The organism is Clostridium sp. HGF2 (assembly GCF_964240115.1).
GTDB lineage: Bacteria > Bacillota_I > Bacilli_A > Erysipelotrichales > Erysipelotrichaceae > Clostridium_AQ > Clostridium_AQ innocuum.
Window position 1 is genome coordinate 261299 of record NZ_CAXSSO010000004.1, and the last position, 21159, is coordinate 282457.

General features: G+C 45.8%; 20 protein-coding genes. 3 read left to right on the forward strand and 17 right to left on the reverse strand.

Translation table 11 applies throughout. The features are described 5' to 3' along the window. The first annotated feature begins 159 nt into the window (after positions 1-159). Positions 160-1770 carry a sensor domain-containing diguanylate cyclase gene (locus ACESPQ_RS09480; RefSeq protein WP_109770683.1) on the forward strand — a complete coding sequence of 537 codons (1611 nt, stop codon included), beginning with the start codon at positions 160-162 and terminating at the stop codon, positions 1768-1770. Positions 1771-2027: 257 nt separating this feature from the next. Here ACESPQ_RS09480 and ACESPQ_RS09485 read toward each other — a convergent pair whose 3' ends face one another. From ACESPQ_RS09485 to ACESPQ_RS09525, 9 genes are all read right to left on the reverse strand, one after another. Further along, complete coding sequence (locus ACESPQ_RS09485; protein WP_002610447.1) at positions 2028-2624, reverse strand: tetratricopeptide repeat protein; 597 nt, start codon at positions 2622-2624, stop codon at positions 2028-2030. Further along, positions 2617-3453 carry a DUF5685 family protein gene (locus ACESPQ_RS09490; RefSeq protein ID WP_109770684.1) on the reverse strand — a complete coding sequence of 279 codons (837 nt, stop codon included), beginning with the start codon at positions 3451-3453 and terminating at the stop codon, positions 2617-2619. The genes ACESPQ_RS09485 and ACESPQ_RS09490 overlap by 8 nt, the downstream gene beginning before the upstream one ends. 768 nt (positions 3454-4221) lie before the next feature. Next, complete coding sequence (locus tag ACESPQ_RS09495) at positions 4222-4974, reverse strand: copper homeostasis protein CutC (protein WP_373144295.1); 753 nt, start codon at positions 4972-4974, stop codon at positions 4222-4224. Positions 4975-5075: 101 nt separating this feature from the next. After that, the gene (gene yaaA / locus ACESPQ_RS09500; protein WP_002610439.1) at positions 5076-5852 is read right to left on the reverse strand and encodes a peroxide stress protein YaaA; all 777 of its coding nucleotides are present in this window, start codon (positions 5850-5852) and stop codon (positions 5076-5078) included. Positions 5853-6043: 191 nt separating this feature from the next. Continuing rightward, the gene (locus ACESPQ_RS09505; protein WP_258291384.1) at positions 6044-6262 is read right to left on the reverse strand and encodes a hypothetical protein; all 219 of its coding nucleotides are present in this window, start codon (positions 6260-6262) and stop codon (positions 6044-6046) included. A 319-nt stretch (positions 6263-6581) separates the two neighbouring features. Then, on the reverse strand, positions 6582-7520 hold the full coding sequence (locus tag ACESPQ_RS09510) for a PD-(D/E)XK nuclease family transposase (RefSeq protein WP_109770686.1): 939 nt from the start codon (positions 7518-7520) through the stop codon (positions 6582-6584). A 207-nt stretch (positions 7521-7727) separates the two neighbouring features. Continuing rightward, positions 7728-10286 (reverse strand): ATP-dependent Clp protease ATP-binding subunit, encoded by a 2559-nt coding sequence (locus ACESPQ_RS09515; RefSeq protein WP_373144296.1) that lies wholly within the window; start codon positions 10284-10286, stop codon positions 7728-7730. A 479-nt stretch (positions 10287-10765) separates the two neighbouring features. Further along, a complete protein-coding gene (locus tag ACESPQ_RS09520) occupies positions 10766-11407 on the reverse strand; it encodes an HAD family hydrolase (protein ID WP_109770688.1) in 642 nt (213 codons plus the stop codon). Continuing rightward, the gene (locus ACESPQ_RS09525) at positions 11385-11969 is read right to left on the reverse strand and encodes a tRNA (mnm(5)s(2)U34)-methyltransferase (protein ID WP_002610432.1); all 585 of its coding nucleotides are present in this window, start codon (positions 11967-11969) and stop codon (positions 11385-11387) included. Before ACESPQ_RS09525 ends, ACESPQ_RS09520 begins: the two co-directional genes overlap by 23 nt. A 56-nt stretch (positions 11970-12025) precedes the next feature. On the opposite strand from ACESPQ_RS09525, the gene ACESPQ_RS09530 reads away from it, so the two are divergent. Then, positions 12026-13390 carry a CCA tRNA nucleotidyltransferase gene (locus tag ACESPQ_RS09530; RefSeq protein WP_373144297.1) on the forward strand — a complete coding sequence of 455 codons (1365 nt, stop codon included), beginning with the start codon at positions 12026-12028 and terminating at the stop codon, positions 13388-13390. Between the two features lie 140 nt (positions 13391-13530). Here the strand turns inward: ACESPQ_RS09530 and ACESPQ_RS09535 are convergent, their stop codons facing one another. From ACESPQ_RS09535 to ACESPQ_RS09545, 3 genes are all read right to left on the reverse strand, one after another. Beyond that, a complete protein-coding gene (locus ACESPQ_RS09535; protein WP_109770690.1) occupies positions 13531-13839 on the reverse strand; it encodes a hypothetical protein in 309 nt (102 codons plus the stop codon). Positions 13840-13904: 65 nt separating this feature from the next. Further along, a complete protein-coding gene (locus tag ACESPQ_RS09540; RefSeq protein ID WP_002610425.1) occupies positions 13905-14477 on the reverse strand; it encodes a chromate transporter in 573 nt (190 codons plus the stop codon). Next, positions 14474-15043, reverse strand: coding sequence for a chromate transporter (locus tag ACESPQ_RS09545; RefSeq protein WP_009587570.1), 570 nt, complete (start codon positions 15041-15043; stop codon positions 14474-14476). Before ACESPQ_RS09545 ends, ACESPQ_RS09540 begins: the two co-directional genes overlap by 4 nt. A gap of 99 nt (positions 15044-15142) precedes the next feature. On the opposite strand from ACESPQ_RS09545, the gene ACESPQ_RS09550 reads away from it, so the two are divergent. Beyond that, entirely contained in the window at positions 15143-16039 is an 897-nt protein-coding gene (locus tag ACESPQ_RS09550; RefSeq protein WP_002610421.1) for a LysR family transcriptional regulator, read from the forward strand. 144 nt (positions 16040-16183) lie between these two features. Here the strand turns inward: ACESPQ_RS09550 and ACESPQ_RS09555 are convergent, their stop codons facing one another. From ACESPQ_RS09555 to leuC, 5 genes are all read right to left on the reverse strand, one after another. Next, positions 16184-16417: a hypothetical protein gene (locus ACESPQ_RS09555; protein ID WP_002610418.1), complete on the reverse strand. Its 234-nt coding sequence runs from the start codon at positions 16415-16417 to the stop codon at positions 16184-16186. Positions 16418-17135: 718 nt separating this feature from the next. Beyond that, positions 17136-18287 carry an amidohydrolase gene (locus ACESPQ_RS09560; protein ID WP_002610416.1) on the reverse strand — a complete coding sequence of 384 codons (1152 nt, stop codon included), beginning with the start codon at positions 18285-18287 and terminating at the stop codon, positions 17136-17138. Positions 18288-18311: 24 nt separating this feature from the next. Beyond that, positions 18312-19391 carry a 3-isopropylmalate dehydrogenase gene (gene leuB / locus ACESPQ_RS09565; protein ID WP_257377227.1) on the reverse strand — a complete coding sequence of 360 codons (1080 nt, stop codon included), beginning with the start codon at positions 19389-19391 and terminating at the stop codon, positions 18312-18314. Continuing rightward, positions 19392-19886, reverse strand: coding sequence for a 3-isopropylmalate dehydratase small subunit (gene leuD, locus ACESPQ_RS09570; RefSeq protein WP_002610412.1), 495 nt, complete (start codon positions 19884-19886; stop codon positions 19392-19394). A gap of 2 nt (positions 19887-19888) precedes the next feature. Further along, positions 19889-21154: a 3-isopropylmalate dehydratase large subunit gene (leuC, locus tag ACESPQ_RS09575; RefSeq protein WP_002610410.1), complete on the reverse strand. Its 1266-nt coding sequence runs from the start codon at positions 21152-21154 to the stop codon at positions 19889-19891. Positions 21155-21159 lie beyond the last annotated feature (5 nt).

Genomic DNA, 21159 nt, shown 5'->3' on the forward strand with positions numbered 1-21159 from the left:
TTCATTTGTTGATATTACAGGCATTCTTTTCAGCAATTTAAAAGAATGCATACTGAATTTTCTTTTCTTATGTGCACTACGCCTTTTTGTGATAAAATGAACATAACAGATATTTCTTAAAACTCAACTTTTATGGTGAAACCAATGAGGAGGTTCCATATGAAACGCAGTTTATTTAAAAAGCATCAGCTGTGGTATGTCGCAGGCTTTCTGATTATCAACCTTGCCGCCTGCATCATCATAGGCAATCATGCCTACCGGCAAATCCAAGCGGATATGAATGCGCATGCTTTGCAGTCACAGGAGGAAGTACAAAGTGTTATGGATGATTACCGGCATTCCTTTCAGCTGTTCACTACCATGCTTGAAAGGGAGGTGGAAGCAGAGCCAAAGCCGGCAGTCATCTGGAAGTATCTGAAAAAGCTGGATAAGCAGCTGCAGGCTATTGAGGGTGATACCTTTGACGGCCTGTATATGTATTATAGGAACTCCTATTTATACAGCTGGGATACGCCCTATGAGCAATATGAAAAAAGCGGATATGATGCCACAACACGTCCGTGGTACCGCAATGCAGTGGATGCGAAGGGTGAAATCGTGTTCACTCCGCCGTATATGAGCTTTGCCAATCATTATATTCTATCCACCATTTCACAGATGCAGCCGGATCAGAAAACCGTGTTTGCCTATGATATAAAAATGGGAAACATACAGAAGCTTATCGCCTCTTTACAGGCATATGATAAGGAGCAGCTGATCATTTTTGATAAAAAAGGCACCATCATTGGCAGCAGCGAGGAGGATTATCTCGGCGGAAACCTAATGCAGAGCACTGAGGAAAACAGAGAACAGCTGACAGAGGCAAACAACAAGCTGAAGCAGGCCGATTCCTCAATTTCAAAGGAGGATCGAAAGAAGCTGGAGGATGAGGCTTCCTATGCACAGGCCTTCTATGATTTTCAAAACAGCTTTTCCACCGACTTCAACTCGCTTCTGAAGGATAACGGTATGCAGCTGGTTGATTATCAGAATCAGAAATACTTCGGACTGATCCAGCAGGGAAACGAGTTTGATTATCTTATTCTCGTACCCGTATATTCCATGCTGTCCGCAACCCTGCAAATCTGGCTGATTCCTCTGCTCATACTGGAAATCATATTGATTTATGTGCTGAGCCAGATCAGCAGAGAGCTGAAAAACCGTGAATTAAAGGGGGCCTATGTGGAGCTGGGTCAGACACAGAAGCGTTTGGAAATTGCATTACAGGCTGCCCAGAAGGCTGCAGCCATCGATGAGCTGACCGGTATGATGAATATGAAATCCTTCCGCAGTACAGTTAAGCATCACATACAGGGAATGGAGGAGGATGAGAATGGAATCCTGATTATGATTGACGGCGATCATTTCAAATCTGTCAATGATCAATATGGGCATTCCGTCGGTGATGAGGTTATCCGTCTGACGGCACAGATGATTGTCGGTCGAATCCGTACGGTCGATTATGCTTCACGACTCCATGGAGATGAGTTCGCCATCTTCGTATCCAATACGCGTGACTACTGTGTAGCGGAAAAAATCATGGAGGATATCAATCTGTCACTGGCGAAGGAAGCCCAGAAACGAAATATGCCCGCAATCACCTTATCCTCCGGTGCTATTATCGCCTGCCCCAATGATAATTATATGGAGCTGATCAAGGCTGCCGATGAGGCTTTGTACAGAGCAAAGGAAACGCACAACGGTGCCTTTCGTCAGGCTGAGGAGAGGTAAAAAACATACAGCCTGCGTTCTTACGTGCGATACAGTAGGCACGCAATGCATTTGAGACAAAAAGGATCAATTTCATCTTTACGAACCTGATGAAATCGATCCTTTGCTTTTCTATTTCGTACACGGGCAAGCGCCTGTTCTGTCGCAGGGCATCTCCTTTATGAATAGCCGGGCACCGCAATTTCTGCATACCTCTTCCTCTATTTGTTTTGATTACCTTTCTGCGTACATAGGCTAACGCCGCAAACCATGCGACTTTATCTGCACAGGTAGATTCCCGGACAGCATCCCCCGCCAAGACACATATTGCATAAGATCAGCTGACAGCAGAAATTTGATCCTCCACCGCCAAAGGGACTCTGCATACTCTGATAGCGGGTTCTTCCGGACTGCATCTGTGCATATAGCTGACGGTATTGCTGATTGGACGGATCCATTTGACATGCTCGCTCTGCCGCCTCCATCGCCGCAATCTGGTTCCCGATACTATAATTGCTGATGGCATACAGATAATACCAGGATGCATCCCGATTCTGAATGCTGTTCAGCACCTGAATCGCCTCCTGAAAACGCCCCATGTTTATATAGCTGACAGCTGCCTGGTAATCATTGGAAAATGACTGCTGATAGGTATTCTGCTGGTAGCCGTTGAAATTCTGTCCGAATGCTCCCCCGTTCTTTTTATAATCCAGTGCCTGCTGATAAGCATTCTGTATCTGCTTGAATTTCTCTTCAGCGTAGGGTTCCTTGTTTACATCGGGATGATATTTCTTCGCAAGCTGGCGATAAGCACGCTTGATTTCATCCTCACTGGCATCCCTTGACACCCCTAATATCTTAAACGGATCATCCATCTTTTTCACCTGTTCTTTTCTTTCTTACCATTTCATATTTCGTCCAGACTCCCGCATACAGGATATTACGCAGTATATCCGCATGCCGCAGAATCGGCAGTGCTTCAAATGCATCGGCGCTGTTGGAAATCATCAGCTCCAGAATGACCTTGACACGTTCATCAAAATCCGTTTGCCCGCTTTTTTCAAGAAACGGATTGAACTGTCCCTTCCTTCGATCGTCTTCCACATCATCATAGGCATCCATGATGTAGATGAACCTTCCCAGATAATCTCCCAGACGATATAGTGTATCATACCATTCATCATGCCGGTAGGTAACGATTTCCGCCATCATCACACCGCTTAAGGAGGAAAGCCTGTCCAGATCACGGCTTTGCGCCTTCTCCAGCTCCGCTGTCTTTTGCAAAGCCTCACGGATTGCCTGTATCTTATGGGGATAGGCTTCTTCCATACGCTTCATCGGACGCTTTAAAAGCGATAGCATGCTTCTGGCCTGCAGCCGATGCTCATCCTTCCAGTCATCCTCACACTTCAGATAGGTCAGAATAATCGTCATATCCGCAGCATAGCGAAGATAAGCATTCTCCCGCTTTACATGCCGGTGCATCGGATGAACGACGCATCGCTCCCTGACGAGCTGATCCTCCGGCTCATACAATGCCGTAAGCAAAATCGCCAGAAAGGTGAGATCAAAATTTAAGGTCAGCTGTCCTCTGCGTCCGAAATCCTTATGGAGTGCTTTGCATAAACCGCAGTAAAAGGACTGATAGGTATCAAAATCTTTTATTTTTAGCTCTGGTTTATTGACAACTACATATCCAAACATTCACAATCCCTGCCTTGACAAAAACTTCATGTGATAAGTTTACCCTTATTATATGGAAATTTCAAGAGTAGCGAACAAGATAACATAAAAACACACGATTGCAAGCCGCTTATCAGCCTGTTGTGCGACTATGCATAATGCACATAATTCAAAAAAAGCTGCATTATTTCCAAACGCTTACTCAAAAAGAGGATGCATTCAAAGGATATTCTAAAAAAGAAAATACTCAGTCTGGTGAAAAAGGATCCTGTGTATTATAAGAAAGCCTTTTCATATCAGGAAAAATCTTAACACACCTAAATGACTGCTCTGTATATAAAAAAGCCAGGTGTGCAAACGTAAATCCAATACCTGTCTTTTCATCGATCAAGTTCATGTTTCATTTTACTGTTATCCCTAAGCAGACAAAAACTCATTTCTATTCTGTCCGATTTTCTTCCATGAGCTCTCCATGGATACATACTCTGCCGCGATCCGGGCATTTTGCATGAAACTGCGTTGCCCCTGTGCTCCATAATCCAGCGATACAGCATTCCATCATGCATAAACACTTGGATATATTGAATTCCAGAATTCATGACATAGAGAGGATATAAGTCCTTCACAACAAAGCTGTCCCCTGTTTACAATACCCGCTGTGGCATGCACTCTTTGTTACGGTCAACCTGACTGTTCTCATAGCTGATGTTCCCTTCATCCTACAAAGTAGGATATGCAATCGACATCCACTCTATGGTCATCGTTTTTCATTTATAAAGCGAACGCTTATTATTTCACACTCTTCACTGCCGCAAGAAATGCACGCACCCTTTGCGCGCTTACAACCTCGTAGTCGGATGCATGCGGCTGCGGTGCATAGGAGAAGCTTACTGTTTCACCAATCGTAGTCACATACTTTTTCCAATCCTTGCAGGAGGAATGAACCTGATAAATTCCAGTTTCCACCAGAAACTGCTGTACGTTATCAGCATGCAGCCCACTTCCTGCCAGCAGCTCAATGCGGGAGCCATAAATGTTTTGCAGCTTCCTCAACAGCGTTAGCGCCTGCATGACTTTGGGTTGCTGTCCACTTGTCAGGATGCGGTCTACGCCAAGTGCAATCAGCGTTTCTATCGCAGCGAACGGATCCGGTGTACAATCAAAGGCCCGATGGAATACCGCTGTTTTCCCTGCTGCATGAGCCATTGCAACCAGCCGGGCACTCTGCTGCTCGTCTATAGTTCCATCCGCATGCAGACAGCCGAATACAATACCATCCGCTCCATTTTCCAGCATTTCTTTAGCTTCGTCCAATAGCTGTACAAAGTCTGCACTCTCATAACAGAAGCCTCCTCCACGAGGGCGAACCATTGCCATGACGCTTAGCTGCGTATGCTGTTTAACCAGCTTTAAAGAGCTGACACTCGGTGTCAATCCTCCCATATGTAAAGCACTGTTTAATTCAATACGGAGAGCACCACCCTGCTCTGCCCGCAGTGCATCATCGTAGCTGCCACAGCATATTTCTGTTTGTATTTTCATTGTAATCTCCTTTTTTAAAAGCTGATTCCAAGCACACCGGTGTCAGGGCCTTGCGTAATGTATCAATTTCTGTTCAATTCCCGTTTAAAACACCGTCATTCTTAAACAGCTTTGTATTTGCTTCGTTTCCAGTCCGCTTTGCGCACAAAGTGATACTGCTTATCATCTGAGACCGTAGCATCAAAACGATAGCCCAGTCTGCAGAAGCGCTTTACATCATCAAACTGCTGAATATTCTGTTCAGCCAGCCAGCGCACCATTTCACCTCTTGCCATTTTCACATAAACACCCTTTTCTCTGCGCCTGCCCTCTTCTTCTTCCAGAAAGTAGACGCTGACAAAGTGTACATCCGGATCCAAGTGCCGTTTTATGAGCCTGCCGTACTGCTTGCTGGATAAATCCAGAATCTGCTTATCCTCTTCAATCAGCCGTTGATAGGGCTTGCTTCCCCAGAAATCATATAGGCTTGTGCAAAAGGGTGTACGAAAGGGACTGTCCAGTTCAAGACGATAGGGTACGACGCCGTCAAAGGGCTCCAGAATACCATATAAGCCGGATAAAATGCGAATATGCCGTTCTGCATAAACGAAGTATTCATCTGAAAAAAGATCCGGTGCCATATAGCTGTATTGTATACCGTCAAAGCTGAGCAGTGCCGGCACACAGGAGACATTCACATCCATGTGCTGATAGCTGTTGTATGTCCATTCGGCAATGGCATCGCTGCAGTTCAGCATGGCTTTTAATTCCTCCTGCTTCTTTGTTTTCAGATATGTAACAAGCCGTTCACTTTCCGACAGGAAGCAGGGCATGCGTTTGTGATCCATAAAATCAATTGTCGGACGCATACGTTTTGCCGGAGCAATTAATATCAACATGAGGTATCACCATGAACAAGATATCATACTTCAAAGGAAAAAACAACTTTTAAGTAGGCTTGCGGCAGCTAACATACATAGGTCTAATTATAAACTGCTGGACACTTCTGATTTAGTTCTGTTCGCCAGGGAATATGCTATACTTCAAGAAATGCTTCCAGTGCTTTGATAAAGATGACTGCATCTTCCTCTTAACGTTTTGTTTTGAAGATGCAAAGCGATCGTGCTATTTTAGGCAGATTGTTTATCCAGACAGAGGTGGTAATGAAATCATAATGCGCAAGTTCCCACTGTAGCTTCTCTTTATCTCCCGGCGTTGATAGCACACGGACATGATCAATATACAGCGACTGCAAATCATGATCGACCAGCTGCAGTTCATATTCCTGCTCCTCATCGATCCTATTCATCAGATCTTCATTCGCATCTGCGAAGACTACCTCATACCAGAATGCAAGCAGGCGTTCTCAATAAACAAACCCTCGTCCGATACTGCCGGCTCCAAAATGCACAGCCCTTCTCATTGTTCTCCGTTTTTCATTTTTCTACGGTTGGTACCGTTCACCCTATTTGTTAGCAACCAGCGTGCCGCAGCATATGAAAATGTCCTATTTTTATTGAATTTCATTATTTACTCCAATATTTATATATAGATAATGCAACGTAGATCTTAATCATAAAAAAGAATGCAGAATTTTAATATCAATGGAATTCTGCATCCTTCTATTTCTATTCTGATTTATTCTTTTCCATTTTCTCTTTTAAGGCATCATATGTAGCACAATCCAGAATTTGAATAACAACGTCATCCAACTGCTGTTTGCTCAAGGTATCCACCCAATCATCATCAATACCGTACTTTTGGATAAGCAGTGCTTTTAACATTGTTCTTTTTCCTTTTTCGAGACCTTTTTCCAAACCTAGTTTCTCAGCTTCTGCAGTTCGTTCCTCCAAATTAGCCTGTACAGCCTGCTCCGCAAACTCCACCGATTCCGCCCAGCTGAATAATGAGCCGTCCTCGCGCATTTCATTATATTTTTCCATAACCACATTCACCATCCTTCTCTTCATGTTTAGTATAGCATCATCCGGATTATATGCAAGCACATAGCAGAAAGTTTCAAACTCTGTCAGATTACCCACTCCTCCAACCTCTTTTACACGCTGTTTAATCATTGGTAAAAACACGATGGCACGATTCAGTGTACCGTTGGGCTCCTCCTGATTATCCTCATCCTTTACCTTGTAGTGACGTATCATGCGTCCGCCATCCCTGGGCTTATCATTCATAAAGATAATCTGATAAAACGGCTTCAGCGCGGTATATTCATCTCCCTGCTTCAGCTGTCTTCCGACCAGACGGTAGCCATACTGCTGAAAGCGCAGCTGTTCCTTTTGTGTATAGCCGGATACCTGCATTTCCAGATCGTAAAAATGGCCGGCTTCATCCTCCAGCACGACATCCAAAACCGCACGTTTGCCAAAAAAAGCTTCCGGCAGCAGCTCCGGGTTCAGGACCTTCGTTTCATGGACCTTCAGTCCGTAAATTTCTTCGATGATTCTGCTTCTCAGCAATGCAGAGCCTGCATCGTCCCCAATCAGCATGTATTTGAAGAAAACATCATTGTGAAAGGGGATCGGGTAATCCTTTGTATATTCTTTTTCCATAGGTAGTATCCTCCTTTTTTTCCTATATACTCTTATATACGTATGAAATATACAAAACTCCTAAAATTTTTTAAAAAATTTACAAAAATGCTTCGTATACCGGAAAACGATGTTCTGACTACCCTGGAAATACAGGAATTCACCTGTGTCCAGTCACAAGCGCGCAAAAAAAACCGCGCAACCCTGTAACGGGTGTACGCAGCTTTATCAATTTTCAGAATGGGTTATCTCAACTGTATATTCCCTATCTCTGACATCCACACGGATGGTATCGTCCTTACCTGCATTTCCTTCAATCATCCTGCGGGCAATCAAAGTTTCAATATTTCTCTGGATATAACGCTTCATCGGTCGTGCACCATATAACGGATCTACACCCTGTGTGGCAATAGCTCTGTATACAGCATCACTAACCTGTAATGTGATATCCTTATGCTCAAGACGCTGTGTAAGCTCCCTCATGAATTTATGAGCAATCTTACCTAGCATATCATCATTCAATGCATTGAAGACAACGATTTCATCAATACGGTTAATAAACTCCGGTTTAAAATAATTCTTCACTTCATTCATATAATTAGTATCACGATCAGCACCATCAAAGGCGAACTGACTTCCCAGATTGCTGGTCATGATCAGCAGGGTGTTCTTGAAATCCACAGTCACACCCTTGGAATCGGTAATGCGTCCATCATCCAGTATCTGCAGAAGAACATTAAATACATCCGGATGTGCCTTTTCAACCTCATCAAACAGAATAATGGAATACGGATTGCGACGCACAGCCTCGCTCAGCTGTCCGCCCTCATCGTAGCCGACATATCCCGGAGGCGCTCCTATCAAACGGGAAACGCTGTGCTTCTCCATATATTCACTCATATCAATACGGACGATATGGGATTCACTGTCAAACAGCTGCTCCGCAAGTGCCTTGGCAACCTCCGTCTTACCGACACCGGTTGGTCCCAGAAACAGAAAGCTTCCAATCGGGCGATGCTCATCCTGAATCTGAGCCTTACTTCGCAAAATGGCATCACTGACAAGCTCCAGTGCGTTATCCTGTCCTATGACACGTTTCTGTAAGGCTTCCTTCAGATGCAGGAGCTTCTGACGTTCACTTTCCACAAGACGGCTGACCTCCACACCGGTCCAGCGGGATACGATTTTCGCAATCAGCTCCTCGTTGACGGTTTCCTGAATAAGGGCATCCTCCTTCTGTTTGTCGGATTGTTCGCGAATCAGCTTCTCCAGATGCGGTATCGTCGCATACTGCAGCTTGGCGGCATCCTCATAACGTGCTTCATTCTGTGCCTGCTCCAGATCCAGCTTTGCCTTCTCCAGACGAACCTTGGCATCCTTGCTTTCCTCCAGCTCTGCCTTTTCATCCTCCCACTTTGTATACAGGGAGTCCTTTTCCGCCTGCAGCTGTGCAAGCTCTGTACGAATATCCTCCAGACGCTCCTTCGCCTTTTTATCTTCCTCTTTCTTTAATGCGGTTTCTTCAATCTGCAGCTGCATGATTTTTCTCTGCAGCTCATCAAGCTCCTGCGGCATAGACTCCATTTCCACCCGCAGTGTGGCACATGCCTCATCGATTAAATCAATTGCCTTATCCGGCAGAAACCGGTCGGTTATATAGCGGTTGGACATCGTTGCTGCGGCAAGAATTGCCTCATCCAGAATCTTCACACCGTGATATGATTCAAAGCGGTCCTTTAAGCCACGCAGGATGGAGATGGTATCCTCCACGCTGGGCTCCTGCACCATAACTCGCTGGAACCGCCGCTCCAAAGCCGCATCCTTTTCAATATACTGCCGGTATTCATTGAAGGTGGTTGCCCCGATACAGCGCAGCTCACCTCGTGCCAGCATCGGCTTCAGCATATTTCCGGCATCCATACTGCCCTCTGTTTTACCGGCACCGACCAGATTGTGAATTTCATCGATAAACAGAATGATATTTCCTTCTGCCTGCTTCACTTCCTCCAGAATGGATTTCAGACGCTCCTCAAATTCACCACGGTATTTCGCACCCGCAATCAGAGAACCCATATCCAGCTCAATCAGCTTCTTTTCCTTCAGAGACTGTGGAACATCGCCCTTCATAATACGCCATGCAATACCTTCCACAACCGCGGTTTTACCAACACCCGGTTCACCGATCAGCACCGGATTGTTTTTTGTCTTACGGGACAAGATCTGAATGACACGGCGGATTTCATCATCCCGTCCGATAATTGGATCGATTTTACCGTTTTTGACTTCCTCCACCAGATCACGTCCGTATTTACTCAACGCCTCCAGATTGGCCTCCGCATTCGGTGAATCCATCTTCTTACCGCCTCTGCGCTTCAGCTCCTCATCCTTGCAGGTCTTTTCATTCAGATGGAATTCCTTAACCAGCTGCTTGGATATATAGGACTTATTAAACATCAACGCAATCCAAACACTGGCAACACTCAGATAGGTTTCCTGAATACCGGCACTCCACTGCTCCGCCCTGGAAAAGGACTGAGCAACCTCGTTTGACAGCTGTGGATTGACATTGCTGCTGGTTGCCACTCTGTTCATTTCCTGATCGATCAGCGTCAGGGCTCTTGTCTTATCTATATTCAGGCGCTTGAATAAGCCATCCAGCACATCATGTTCAAAGATGGCCTTCAGCATCTGGATGGTGTCAACGGTTGTATGCTGATACGATTTGCAGATTTCCACTGCCTGCATGATAATCTCCTGCAGCTTTTCACTCATTTTATCAAAGTTCATACGATCACGCTCCTTTTTAGCACTCTCACTATTTGATTGCTAATGCTATTATAGCACAGTTTTTAGCACTGTCAACACTTGAGTGCTAAAAAAAGAGAAAGTATAGCAAAAAAGTAGGAATATCTGAGCTTTCGTATTCTTTCTTCTGCTATGTATCTGCGGTAAACTGCAAATATAAAATTGCAATCGAAAGAAAATGAAGGTCAGTGAATTCTGATTGCAGAAATCATAACTATTCGTTTTGTATACTCCTTTCGTAGCTGCGACTCTTTCCAACAGATATTCTCTTGTATATTATATTTTTATATGCTCACCCTGTGCCTTTAAGTCACTTCTAAATATGCCAGTCGTTTGATATAAGATACAGGTATTGAAAAAAAGCAGGAAATATACCTGCTTTCAACATCATCAAAAGATATATAGGATAGCGCTGCGCATTTTCTTTTAAAACAGGCCTATCAAACAAACCACCTGTTTTCTTAATCGTTAAGATATTTCTTGATTTCCTGCATGTGATGGATTCTGGCATAAGCCTTGCTCTGATCCACGCCATAACGATCATCTGCATAGGCAAGCACGCGCATACCGGCAGCATTACCTGCCGCTATCCCATAGCTGCTGTCCTCTACAGCAATGCATTCCTCCGGCTTCACCTTCAGCTTTTTTGCGGCTGTCAGATAAATTTCGGGATTAGGCTTACTTTCATGAAACATCTCACCACTCAGCAGCTCATTAAAGCAGCCAACCAGATCACAGACATTCTCCATCGTCTGAATCTGATGCATGGCCGAGCTGGATGCAACTGCCGTTTTATAGCCGTGCTCCCGCAGCCAGATCAGCGTTTCCTTTACTCCCGGATTCAATACCTCATCATACCCAAATGCATGAAGCTTACAGTAATCATCCAGCTTTTCCTTAAATTTTTCCATCGGCCAGTCCATATGCATGACCCGCATGCTTTCAGTATATGTATACGTATAGGAGCTGCCAACCAGAGAATGCATAAAAGCATCATCCACCTCTGTCCCATAGCTTTTATAAAATCCTCTCAGCTGCTCCAGGTTTTTTGGTTCACTATCCACCAGCACCCCATCCATATCAAATATTACGGCTTTGATCATAATCTACCTTCTCCTTTTCCTTGCTAATCACCAGTATATCGGGACAATTCTGCTTATTATGCATCGTAATTCTGCACACGCTGAAGCAGCGGCTTTGCAACGCAGCACTCCATGCCAGCAGTGCTTCACTTTCTTCTCTGTTGCAGGCCTGTCCCCAATACAATACCAGAATCAGAATACCATGCTTTTTCAACAGATGCAATGCTTTTGTGGCCGCGCAAAGAGACGTTTTTCGCCTGGTCATGATTTCAGGATCCCCATGCGGCAGATATCCGAAATTAAAAATGCCGAGATCCAGCGGCTCCCGGATATAGATATCACAGCATTCATGTGAATCCAGAATCAGAGTGGCCTTCCCTTCCAGCTGTGCACTCTCCAGCTTTTCTCTGGTCTGCACATACGCCTGCGGCTGAATATCGAATGCATAAATATGAGAACAGTTTTTCTGCTGGGCTAGAAACAGCGTATCGTACCCCTGCCCCATGGTAAAATCCGCACAGATGCTGTTTTCTGTTAATTGGCTCTTCATGATATCATGAACGATTTCAACAACTTTTTTCATGTAATCTCCTTTTTTCATCACTGCATTCATTATATAATAGCAGTAAGGAGAATGCTATGAAAACAATAAACGATTCCCAAATACAATCTGTATTACAGCTCTTTTCGACCATTCATAAGGAAGCATGGCTGGTGGGAGGCTGTGTGCGTGATATGCTGATGGGGCGGGAGCTGCATGATTATGATATCACAACGGATGCCACGCCGTATGAGGTGATGGCGCTGTTTCAAGAAAAGGGCTACCGCGTCATACCAACCGGACTGAAGCATGGTACCGTAACCGTCCTTGTACAGGATGAGCCCGTCGAAATCACAACCTATCGTACAGAAAGTGCCTATACCAATCACCGCAGTCCAAAAGCAGTCCGTTTCACCCCGGATATCGATGAAGATTTAAAGCGGCGGGATTTCACAATGAATGCCATCGCCTGGCATCCGAAGCGGGGCTTTCATGACCCTTACCATGGACAGGCAGACATCGCCAAAAAAACCATACGCTGTGTCGGAAAGGCTTCCGAAAGAATGCAGGAGGATGCTCTGCGTATTCTTCGTGCCATGCGCTTTCACTGTACACTGCACTTCACCATCGAGGAAGAAACGGTGCAGGCCATACGCACCCATGCCCATCTGCTGTCCTATATCTCCAGAGAACGCATTCGGGAGGAATTCAACCGTATCCTGCTGCAGGATTATCCGGATACGCTGCAGCTGTTAAAGGAAATGCGGGTGCTGGATACAATTGCGGCAGGCTATACGAAGCTGATGAACAAAGAACAGAACAATCCCTGGCATATATATGATGTATTCACGCATACCGATGTGGCACTGAACCATACGAAAGGGATGGCGTTGGAAGGCAAGCTGGCCATCATTTTCCATGACACGGGAAAGCCGGCTTGTGAAACTCTGGATGCAGACGGCATCTCCCATTATTACGGACATGCGCAGAAATCTGTTGAGCTTGCCCGCTACTGGCTGAAAAAGCTTCACTATGACAATCGGACCATACAACGCGTTTTACGCTGCATTGCATATCACGATTACAATCTCACACCGAAAAAAAGCACTTTGCGCAGATATCTTTCAAAATTTGATAATCAGCTGGAGGATGCCTTACTGGCCCTGGATGTACAGCTCGCAGACCAGCTCGCAAAAAACCCGGAGCCGGCCGCAAACGGTGTCCGGATCATCCGGCAATGCAAAGAGCTGCTACTGCACATGCACGCGGAGGAAGAGCCTCTCAGCTTACAGACACTCGCGGTAAACGGCAGAGACATGATGGATTTCGGTCTATGCGGCAAACAGATCGGTATCGCACTGCATATGCTTCTGGACTACGCGATGCAGGATCCTACGCGTAACACAAAAAAGCAGCTGATTGAGGAATTAAACAGGAAATACCAAAGCCTGCACAATGCATAACCCATATGGAAGCATAGTTTTGCTCTCTGCTTATGCACATATTTCAGTATGCAGAGCTTATCAGCGTTCCCATCCAAAAAGGAGGCGTCCCCATCGGAAAGCCTCCTTTTTCAAGCCTGACAGGTATTCACTACCTGTGCTCATTCACTTAAACGCTTCAGATCATCCACCAGCTTTTCACAAATCTCCTCATCCAGCTGTGACAGGATATACCCCTGATACGTACAGTATTTGGTTTTGATATCCTGAATGGTCTTCAGCTCGATCTCATTGCGCACCTTATCCTGTAATTCACTGAGGATTTCCGCAGTAAGGCGAATCGGCTGATCGTATACCATCGTGATATCAGCCAGAGAACTGTTCTTCTGCCCCCGTACCTTGTTTACCGCCTGATTGAGATAGTATTCTATCATGACGGCCTGTTTGTGAATCTGTAATCCGCAACTCATATAGCATCATCCTTTCTGACAATGCTATCGTACTGCTGATTGTTACATCATGCGTGTAACAATCACTAAAATGTAAGACTTCCGCTCAGCAAACCATAACCAACTGCCAGTACACCGCACAGCAGCATGACGGTAATCGGACTTTTTTTATATTTTCTCAACAGAAAGAAGCCCAGTGCAAACAGCAGCACACTTTCCAGATTAACATCTGCAAGCGATATCGCTTTTCCTCCCCAGAAGGCATCGATTCCCAGAGACACCCCTGCAGATGCAATCAAAGCAACCACCGCCGGACGAAGCCCCTTCAGCACTGCCTGAATCGCATCCAGCTGCCGGTATTTATAATACAGAAAGGACAGTGTCAGGACAATGATAAAGCTGGGCAGCACCACACCAAGAGATGCCACCAGTGCTCCCGGCAGCCCCGCAATCTTTGTCCCCACGAAGCTGGCGGCATTGATTGCAATAGGTCCCGGTGTCATCTGAGATATGGTCAGGATATCCGCAAATTCACGCATGCTCAGCCAGCCATGCATGGCGACGACCTGATCCTGAATAATCGGAAGCGCCGCATAGCCGCCGCCAATGCTCAAAAGCCCGATTTGCAGAAAGCTGAACAACAGCTGTAACAGTGTCATTGCAGACCACCCTCCTTCTTTATCGCTCGCTCAATCAGATAGCCCAGTGCACCGCATACGATTATGATGATAAGCAGATTGACATCAAACAAAACATTGCATACAAAGGCTGCCAGCATGATGAGCACATACACCTTCTGCGGCTGGCTCCAGACCTCCCGGCCCATCGTCCATACCACATCACAGATGGTCGCAACCACACCTGCCTGCATTCCAAACAGCATGACCTGTATCCAGCGTATCTGGATAAACGCCTCATAGCAATAGGATATCACCGTTAGGATCACAAGCGGAGGAAGTACTGTTCCGATGACTGCAACGATTGCCCCCGGGATACCGGCACAGCGATAGCCAATACTGATCGAGGCATTGACAGCGATTGCTCCGGGTGAGGATTGGGCGATAGCCACCAGATCCATCATCTCTCCCTCTTCGATCCAATGCAGATCCTCAACAAATTTCTTTCTCATCAGCGGTACGATCACATAGCCTCCACCAAAGGTACAGGCACTTAACATAAACACGGAAGAAAATAAAGTTCCGTACATTTTTGCATTTTTCTCCAATTTCATCACCTTCCCTACTATTATAGTCCTTGTCATTTCATAATGAAAATAGTATTATTATATATATTTAATAACATTTTATTATGAAAGGAGAATTTCATGACACTACGACATCTCCGCATTTTTGTTGCGGTATGCACATGGGGAAGTATCACCAGAGCCGCAGAAAAGCTGCATATGGCACAGCCCTCGGTATCCCTTGCCATACGGGAGCTGGAGGAGTATTATCAGCTGCAGCTGTTTGACAGAATCTCGCGCAAATTATATCTGACAGGTGATGGAGAGCGCTTTCTCAAATACGCCAGTCACATCACCTCCCTGTTTGATGAAATGGAAAACAGCATGGAACACTGGAGTGATATGGAAAGCATGTCCATCGGCTCGAGTATTACCATTGCCAACAGTCTGCTTTGTGAATGCCTGCACAGCTATAAGCTGGAGTATCCGAAGCGGCAGATACAGATTCTCATTGAAAATTCCATGATTCTTGAGGAGTCCATCGTTTCCAATCAGCTGGATTTGGCGCTGATTGAGGGAATTCCGACACATGAGCATATTCAGAAACTATCGTTTTTCAAGGATGAGCTTGCCGTCATCTGTGCCAGAGAGCATCCGCTGGCAGAAAAACAGAAGCTGTGTCTGCAGGATATTGCACAGGAACCGTTTTTGCTGCGGGAGAAGGGCAGCGGTACAAGAGAAATTCTGGATTCCATCATGAAGGTGCACGATATTCAACTGCATCCCATATGGGAGAGTGCCAGCACCCGTGCACTGGTTAAGGGGGTGCAGTTCGGCTTCGGTATCTCCATCCTGCCCTATCAGATGGTAAAGGCAGAGCTGGAGGCAGGCATTGTCACCCGTTTGTATTTATCGGATGTTTCCTTTCAGAGGGATTATTATATCATCTATCATGCAAACAAGCATCTGCATGCCGGCTTGTTGGATTTTATCGCAACCTGCCGCCGGGTCTGTGCGAAGATTCAGGCAAAGGAGTAAGCAATAGACATACAAAAACAGGCCTTGCAAGGGCTGCATGAGGTATACAAAAGAAGACTTCACCTTATTGTTTCGGGAAGTCTAACGTGTGTATCTATTCGATTTGAATGAACGCGTAGCAGCATGCCTGTCGCGTAGTTTCCATCATGCCTGCATCCAGGATCGTAATGCTTCCTTCACCTCAGCTACAGCAGAAAATACAGCATTTGCTCCTGTGAGATACCGGTATACATAATTCCATTCCTCAACGGAGAATTTCGTATCCTCTATTTCCAGAATCATATCCGCATATTCCTGAAAAATCATCTTCTGTCGAAGATCAGAAATATAAGCAGCATCACAGTTATCAAATATATAATCCAGCAGTGCATCCTTCATGGCTTCGCCCCATTTCTTGTGTATATCTATAAAATTATACTTTATGAAATAGGCGTATTTTTCGCGAAAAGGGTCAATTTTTCAAGAAAATAGAGGGAAAATCATAAAAAAACACACTGTCTATTTACGTATGCTTTTTTATATACATCCATTGATATTATAAAAGAATTGCACCTCATTTACAATATTTCCAATACAAAATACGAAAAAAATAGCAATTTCTGGCTTGGATACGACTTTTTTACAGCTTTTTCTATTTTACACAGCTACAGCCAAAGCAAAAGGAAGCAGGGAAATCCTATATGACGATATTATTTAATGATTTCATATGAAGAACAGCCGTTTTGATTATCAACTGTATTTCCATAAACTATATAATGAAACTACTGCAGGCAACTGCACTTAACAGCGGCTTCTTACTGTTCGCTGACTCCCCAAGCGCTTCTCCTGTTTTTGAAACAACTGATTATTCAATTTCATTGCTGAAGAAGAAATCATGCAGTACATATACCATAGCAGGTGATACATAAAAACGCACCATGCTCACAGAGGAACTGCTTATGATTCTGCTTTTTTAATGACTGCATCATCGTTTCCTAGTAATTGCTTTAACCGAATTTCCGATCTGTCTGAGCTTTCATATACAAAAGGAGCGCTTTTGGCCTTAACAACCGAAGCGCTCTTTCCTATATCGAGATTACTTTTATGAATGAACAGCCTATGCCTTCTGATAAGCGATTTCCCCGTTGATAATGGTATAGCGGATAACGTTTTGTGTATCCAGCAAAGAGCTGTCACAGATGATGATATCCCCGTCCTTGCCCTCTTCAATGCTGCCGATGCGTTTCTCCAGTCCAAGGATTTTTGCAGGATTGATGGTGATGGCTTTTAATGCCTCCTCTTCCGGCAGACCGTCCTTCATGGCAAGTGCTGCACATAACGGCAGATATTCCTGCGGTACGACCGGTGAATCCGTCGTAATGGCGATCAGGATTCCTTCCCTGCACAGAACACCCGGCGTTGTAAAGGATTTGTTTGCCAGCTCGAATTTTGATTTATGGGTCAGGGATGGTCCGACGATAGCCGGATATCCGCTTGCCTTCACCTGTGCCTTGATAACCTCCCCATCCGTGCAATGATCCAGTGTCACATTGACATCGAATTCCTTAGCGATACGAATCACCGTCAGGATATCGTCCGCACGATGTGCGTGACATTTTAACGGCAGCTCCTTTTTGATAACCGGAATCATCGCCTCCAGCTTCATATCATAGGCCGGCATTTTCAGTGGATCGTTGTTAGCGGCTTCCTTTTTTGCGATGTATTCCTTGGTCTTTGCCAGCGTTTCCCGCAGCAGCGCTGCAATGTTCATTCTGGTTTTGATGCGGCTGTCCTGATAGACACGCTTTGGATTCTCCCCAAAGGCACACTTCATCGCCACCGGATTCTGTATGACCATTTCATCAATGCTGACGCCGTGTGTTTTATAGGCCATGAAGGTACCACCGATGACATTGGCGCTTCCAGGACCTGCGGCCACCGTGGTGATTCCGGCATTGCGGGCATTGATAATCGTTTCATCCAGTGGGTTACAGCCGTCGATGGCACGCACCTGCGGCGTAATCGGATCACTCATTTCATTAACATCATCACCTTCGCCGCGAATGGCGCTTTCCTCCATTCCCAGATGACAGTGGGCTTCAATCATTCCAGGGAACACCTGTTTTCCGGATGCGTCGATGATCAGTTCTCCGGTTTCCTCTTTCAGATTTTCACCGACTGCGGCAATTTTTCCATTTTGCACGCGAATATCCGCCTGTATGGTTCCGGCAGCGGCCATTGTATGAATCCTTCCATTCTTAATTAACATCTTGTCTGCTCTCCTTTGCACTTCCTATGCGTTTGTTATCAGTTTCGCAATCGTATCTCCCATCTGGGAACATGTCCGGTATGTTTTTCCATCCTCCATGATATCCTTTGTGCGATATCCCAGACGAAGTGCCGCTTCCACAGCCTCTTCGATTTCCGCAGCTTCCTGATCCATGTCAAAGGCATATTTCAGCATCATGCCTGCGGCCAGTATCGTGCCGATTGGATTGGCGATATTCTGCCCTGCGATATCCGGTGCAGAGCCGTGAATCGGCTCATACATACCACGCTTTGTTTCCCCCAGGGATGCACTGGGGATCAGACCGATGGAGCCGGTGATCATGCTGGCCTCATCACTCAGGATATCCCCGAACATATTCTCTGTCACAACGACATCAAACTGGGATGGATCCTTCACAATCTGCATAGCGGCATTATCCACCAGCATATGTGTAAGGGTTACATCCGGATACTCTTTTGCGACTTCACTTACGATTTTACGCCATAAACGGGAGGTGTCAAGTACATTCGCCTTATCGACGGAAATAACACGACTTCCCCTTTTACGCGCCGTCTGAAATGCCGTATGGGCAATTCTTTCGATTTCATGCGCATAATAGCACATATTGTCACTGGCATACAGTTCTCCGTTTTTTTCCACCGTGCTTTTTTCTCCGAAATACACACCGCCGATCAATTCCCGAACGACCATAAAATCAATTCCGTTTGCGACGATATCCTTACGCAGCGGAGAGGCATCGGATAGCTCCTTAAAGATTTTCGCAGGACGCAGATTGGCATACAGACCAAGCTCCTTGCGAATGCTTAACAATGCTTTTTCCGGACGGATAGAAGGATCGACATGATCCCACTTCGGTCCGCCGACTGCCCCCAGCAGCACGCTGTCGCTGGCAAGCGCCGCATCCAGGCTTTCCTTTGGCAGTGAGGTTCCGTATTTATCAATGGCGCAGCCTCCGGCATCCACTTCCGTGTAGACAAAGCTGTGTCCGTATTTCTTTGCGATGACATCCAGAACCTTCACCGCCTCTTTGACGATTTCCGGTCCGATTCCATCTCCCGGTATTACCGCAATATGCTTCTCCATTTACTTCCCCCCCTGCTCTTTAATGGCATTTAACAATCCGTTGTGCTGCATGATGTTTTGAATAAACGCAGGAAACGGCTGTGCCTGATAGGTTTCGTTTTTTGTTTTATTTATGATTTCTCCGGTATTGAAGTTGATTTCCACCTCATCCTTATCATCAATACGCTCACTTGCCTCCACACATTCCAGGATTGGCAGACCGATGTTGATCGCATTGCGGTAAAAGATACGCGCAAAGCTTTTTGCGATCACACAGGAAATACCGCTTGCCTTAATGGCGATCGGCGCATGTTCACGACTGCTTCCGCAACCGAAATTAAAGCCTGCCACCATGATATCGTTCACTTTGATTTTCTTTACAAAGTCCGCATCGATATCACACATGCATTTTTCTGCCAGCTCCTTAGGATCACTGGTATTCAGATATCTTGCGGGAATGATGACATCGGTATCGACATTATCCCCGTATTTATGTGCTGTTCCATTTGCATTCATGCTTACGCTACCTCCTTTGGTGCTGCGATTCTGCCCATAATGGCACTGGCTGCCGCAACAGCCGGGCTTGCCAGATATACCTCGGAATCTACATGCCCCATCCGACCGACAAAGTTCCGGTTCGTTGTCGCTACACAGCGTTCATTTTCCGCCAGTATTCCCATATAGCCGCCCAGGCATGGACCACACGTTGGTGTGGATACCACGCAGCCTGCATCGATGAAGATTTCCGTATAGCCCAGTTGTATGCACTGCTTGTAAATTTCCTGTGTTGCCGGAATGATGATGGCACGCACTCCTTTTGCCACATGCTGTCCCTTCAGAATCTGTGCAGCCTCTGCCATATCGGACAGCCGTCCGTTGGTACAGGAGCCGATGACAACCTGATCAATCCTCACAGGCTCTTTGATTTCATCCATCGTTCTGGTGTTTTCCGGCAGGTGCGGGAAGGCTACTGTATGGGTGATCTGGCTCAAATCCAGATGATACACATTGCAATAGTCTGCGTCCGCATCTGCTTCATAGGTAACATATGGACGGCTTACACGATCCTTGACATAAGCCTCCGTAATCTCATCGAAGGCGAAAATTCCGTTTTTGGCACCGGCTTCGATTGCCATGTTTGCCATGCATAAGCGATCATCCATGCTCAGACTCTGTAAACCGATACCGCTGAATTCCATCGATTTATACAAGGCGCCATCCACACCGATCATGCCGATGATGTGTAAAATGACATCCTTTCCACTGACATGCGGTGCGAGCTTTCCACGCAGATCAAATTTGATAGCTTCCGGAATTTTAAACCAGCATTTGCCGGTAGCCATGCCTGCGGCCATATCCGTACTGCCCACACCGGTGGAGAAAGCGTTCAGCGCTCCGTACGTGCACGTATGGGAGTCCGCACCGATGATGCATTCCCCAGGTCCTACGATACCCTTCTCCGGAAGCAGGGCATGCTCGATTCCCATTTCCCCGACATCGTAAAAGTGCTCGATGTTCTTCGCATAGGCAAAGGTACGGCATGCCTTGCACTGCTGTGCTGCCTTGATATCCTTGTTTGGCGCAAAATGATCCATAACCATGCTGATTTTTCCCGGATCAAACACCTGTGAAAAGCCGTATTTTTCAAATTCCTTGATAGCAACCGGTGATGTAATATCATTTCCCAGTACCATATCCAGATTCACTTCGATCAGCTGTCCTGCCTCCACGTGATCCAGACCGGCATGTGCTGCCAGAATTTTCTGTGTCATTGTCATTCCCATAATGG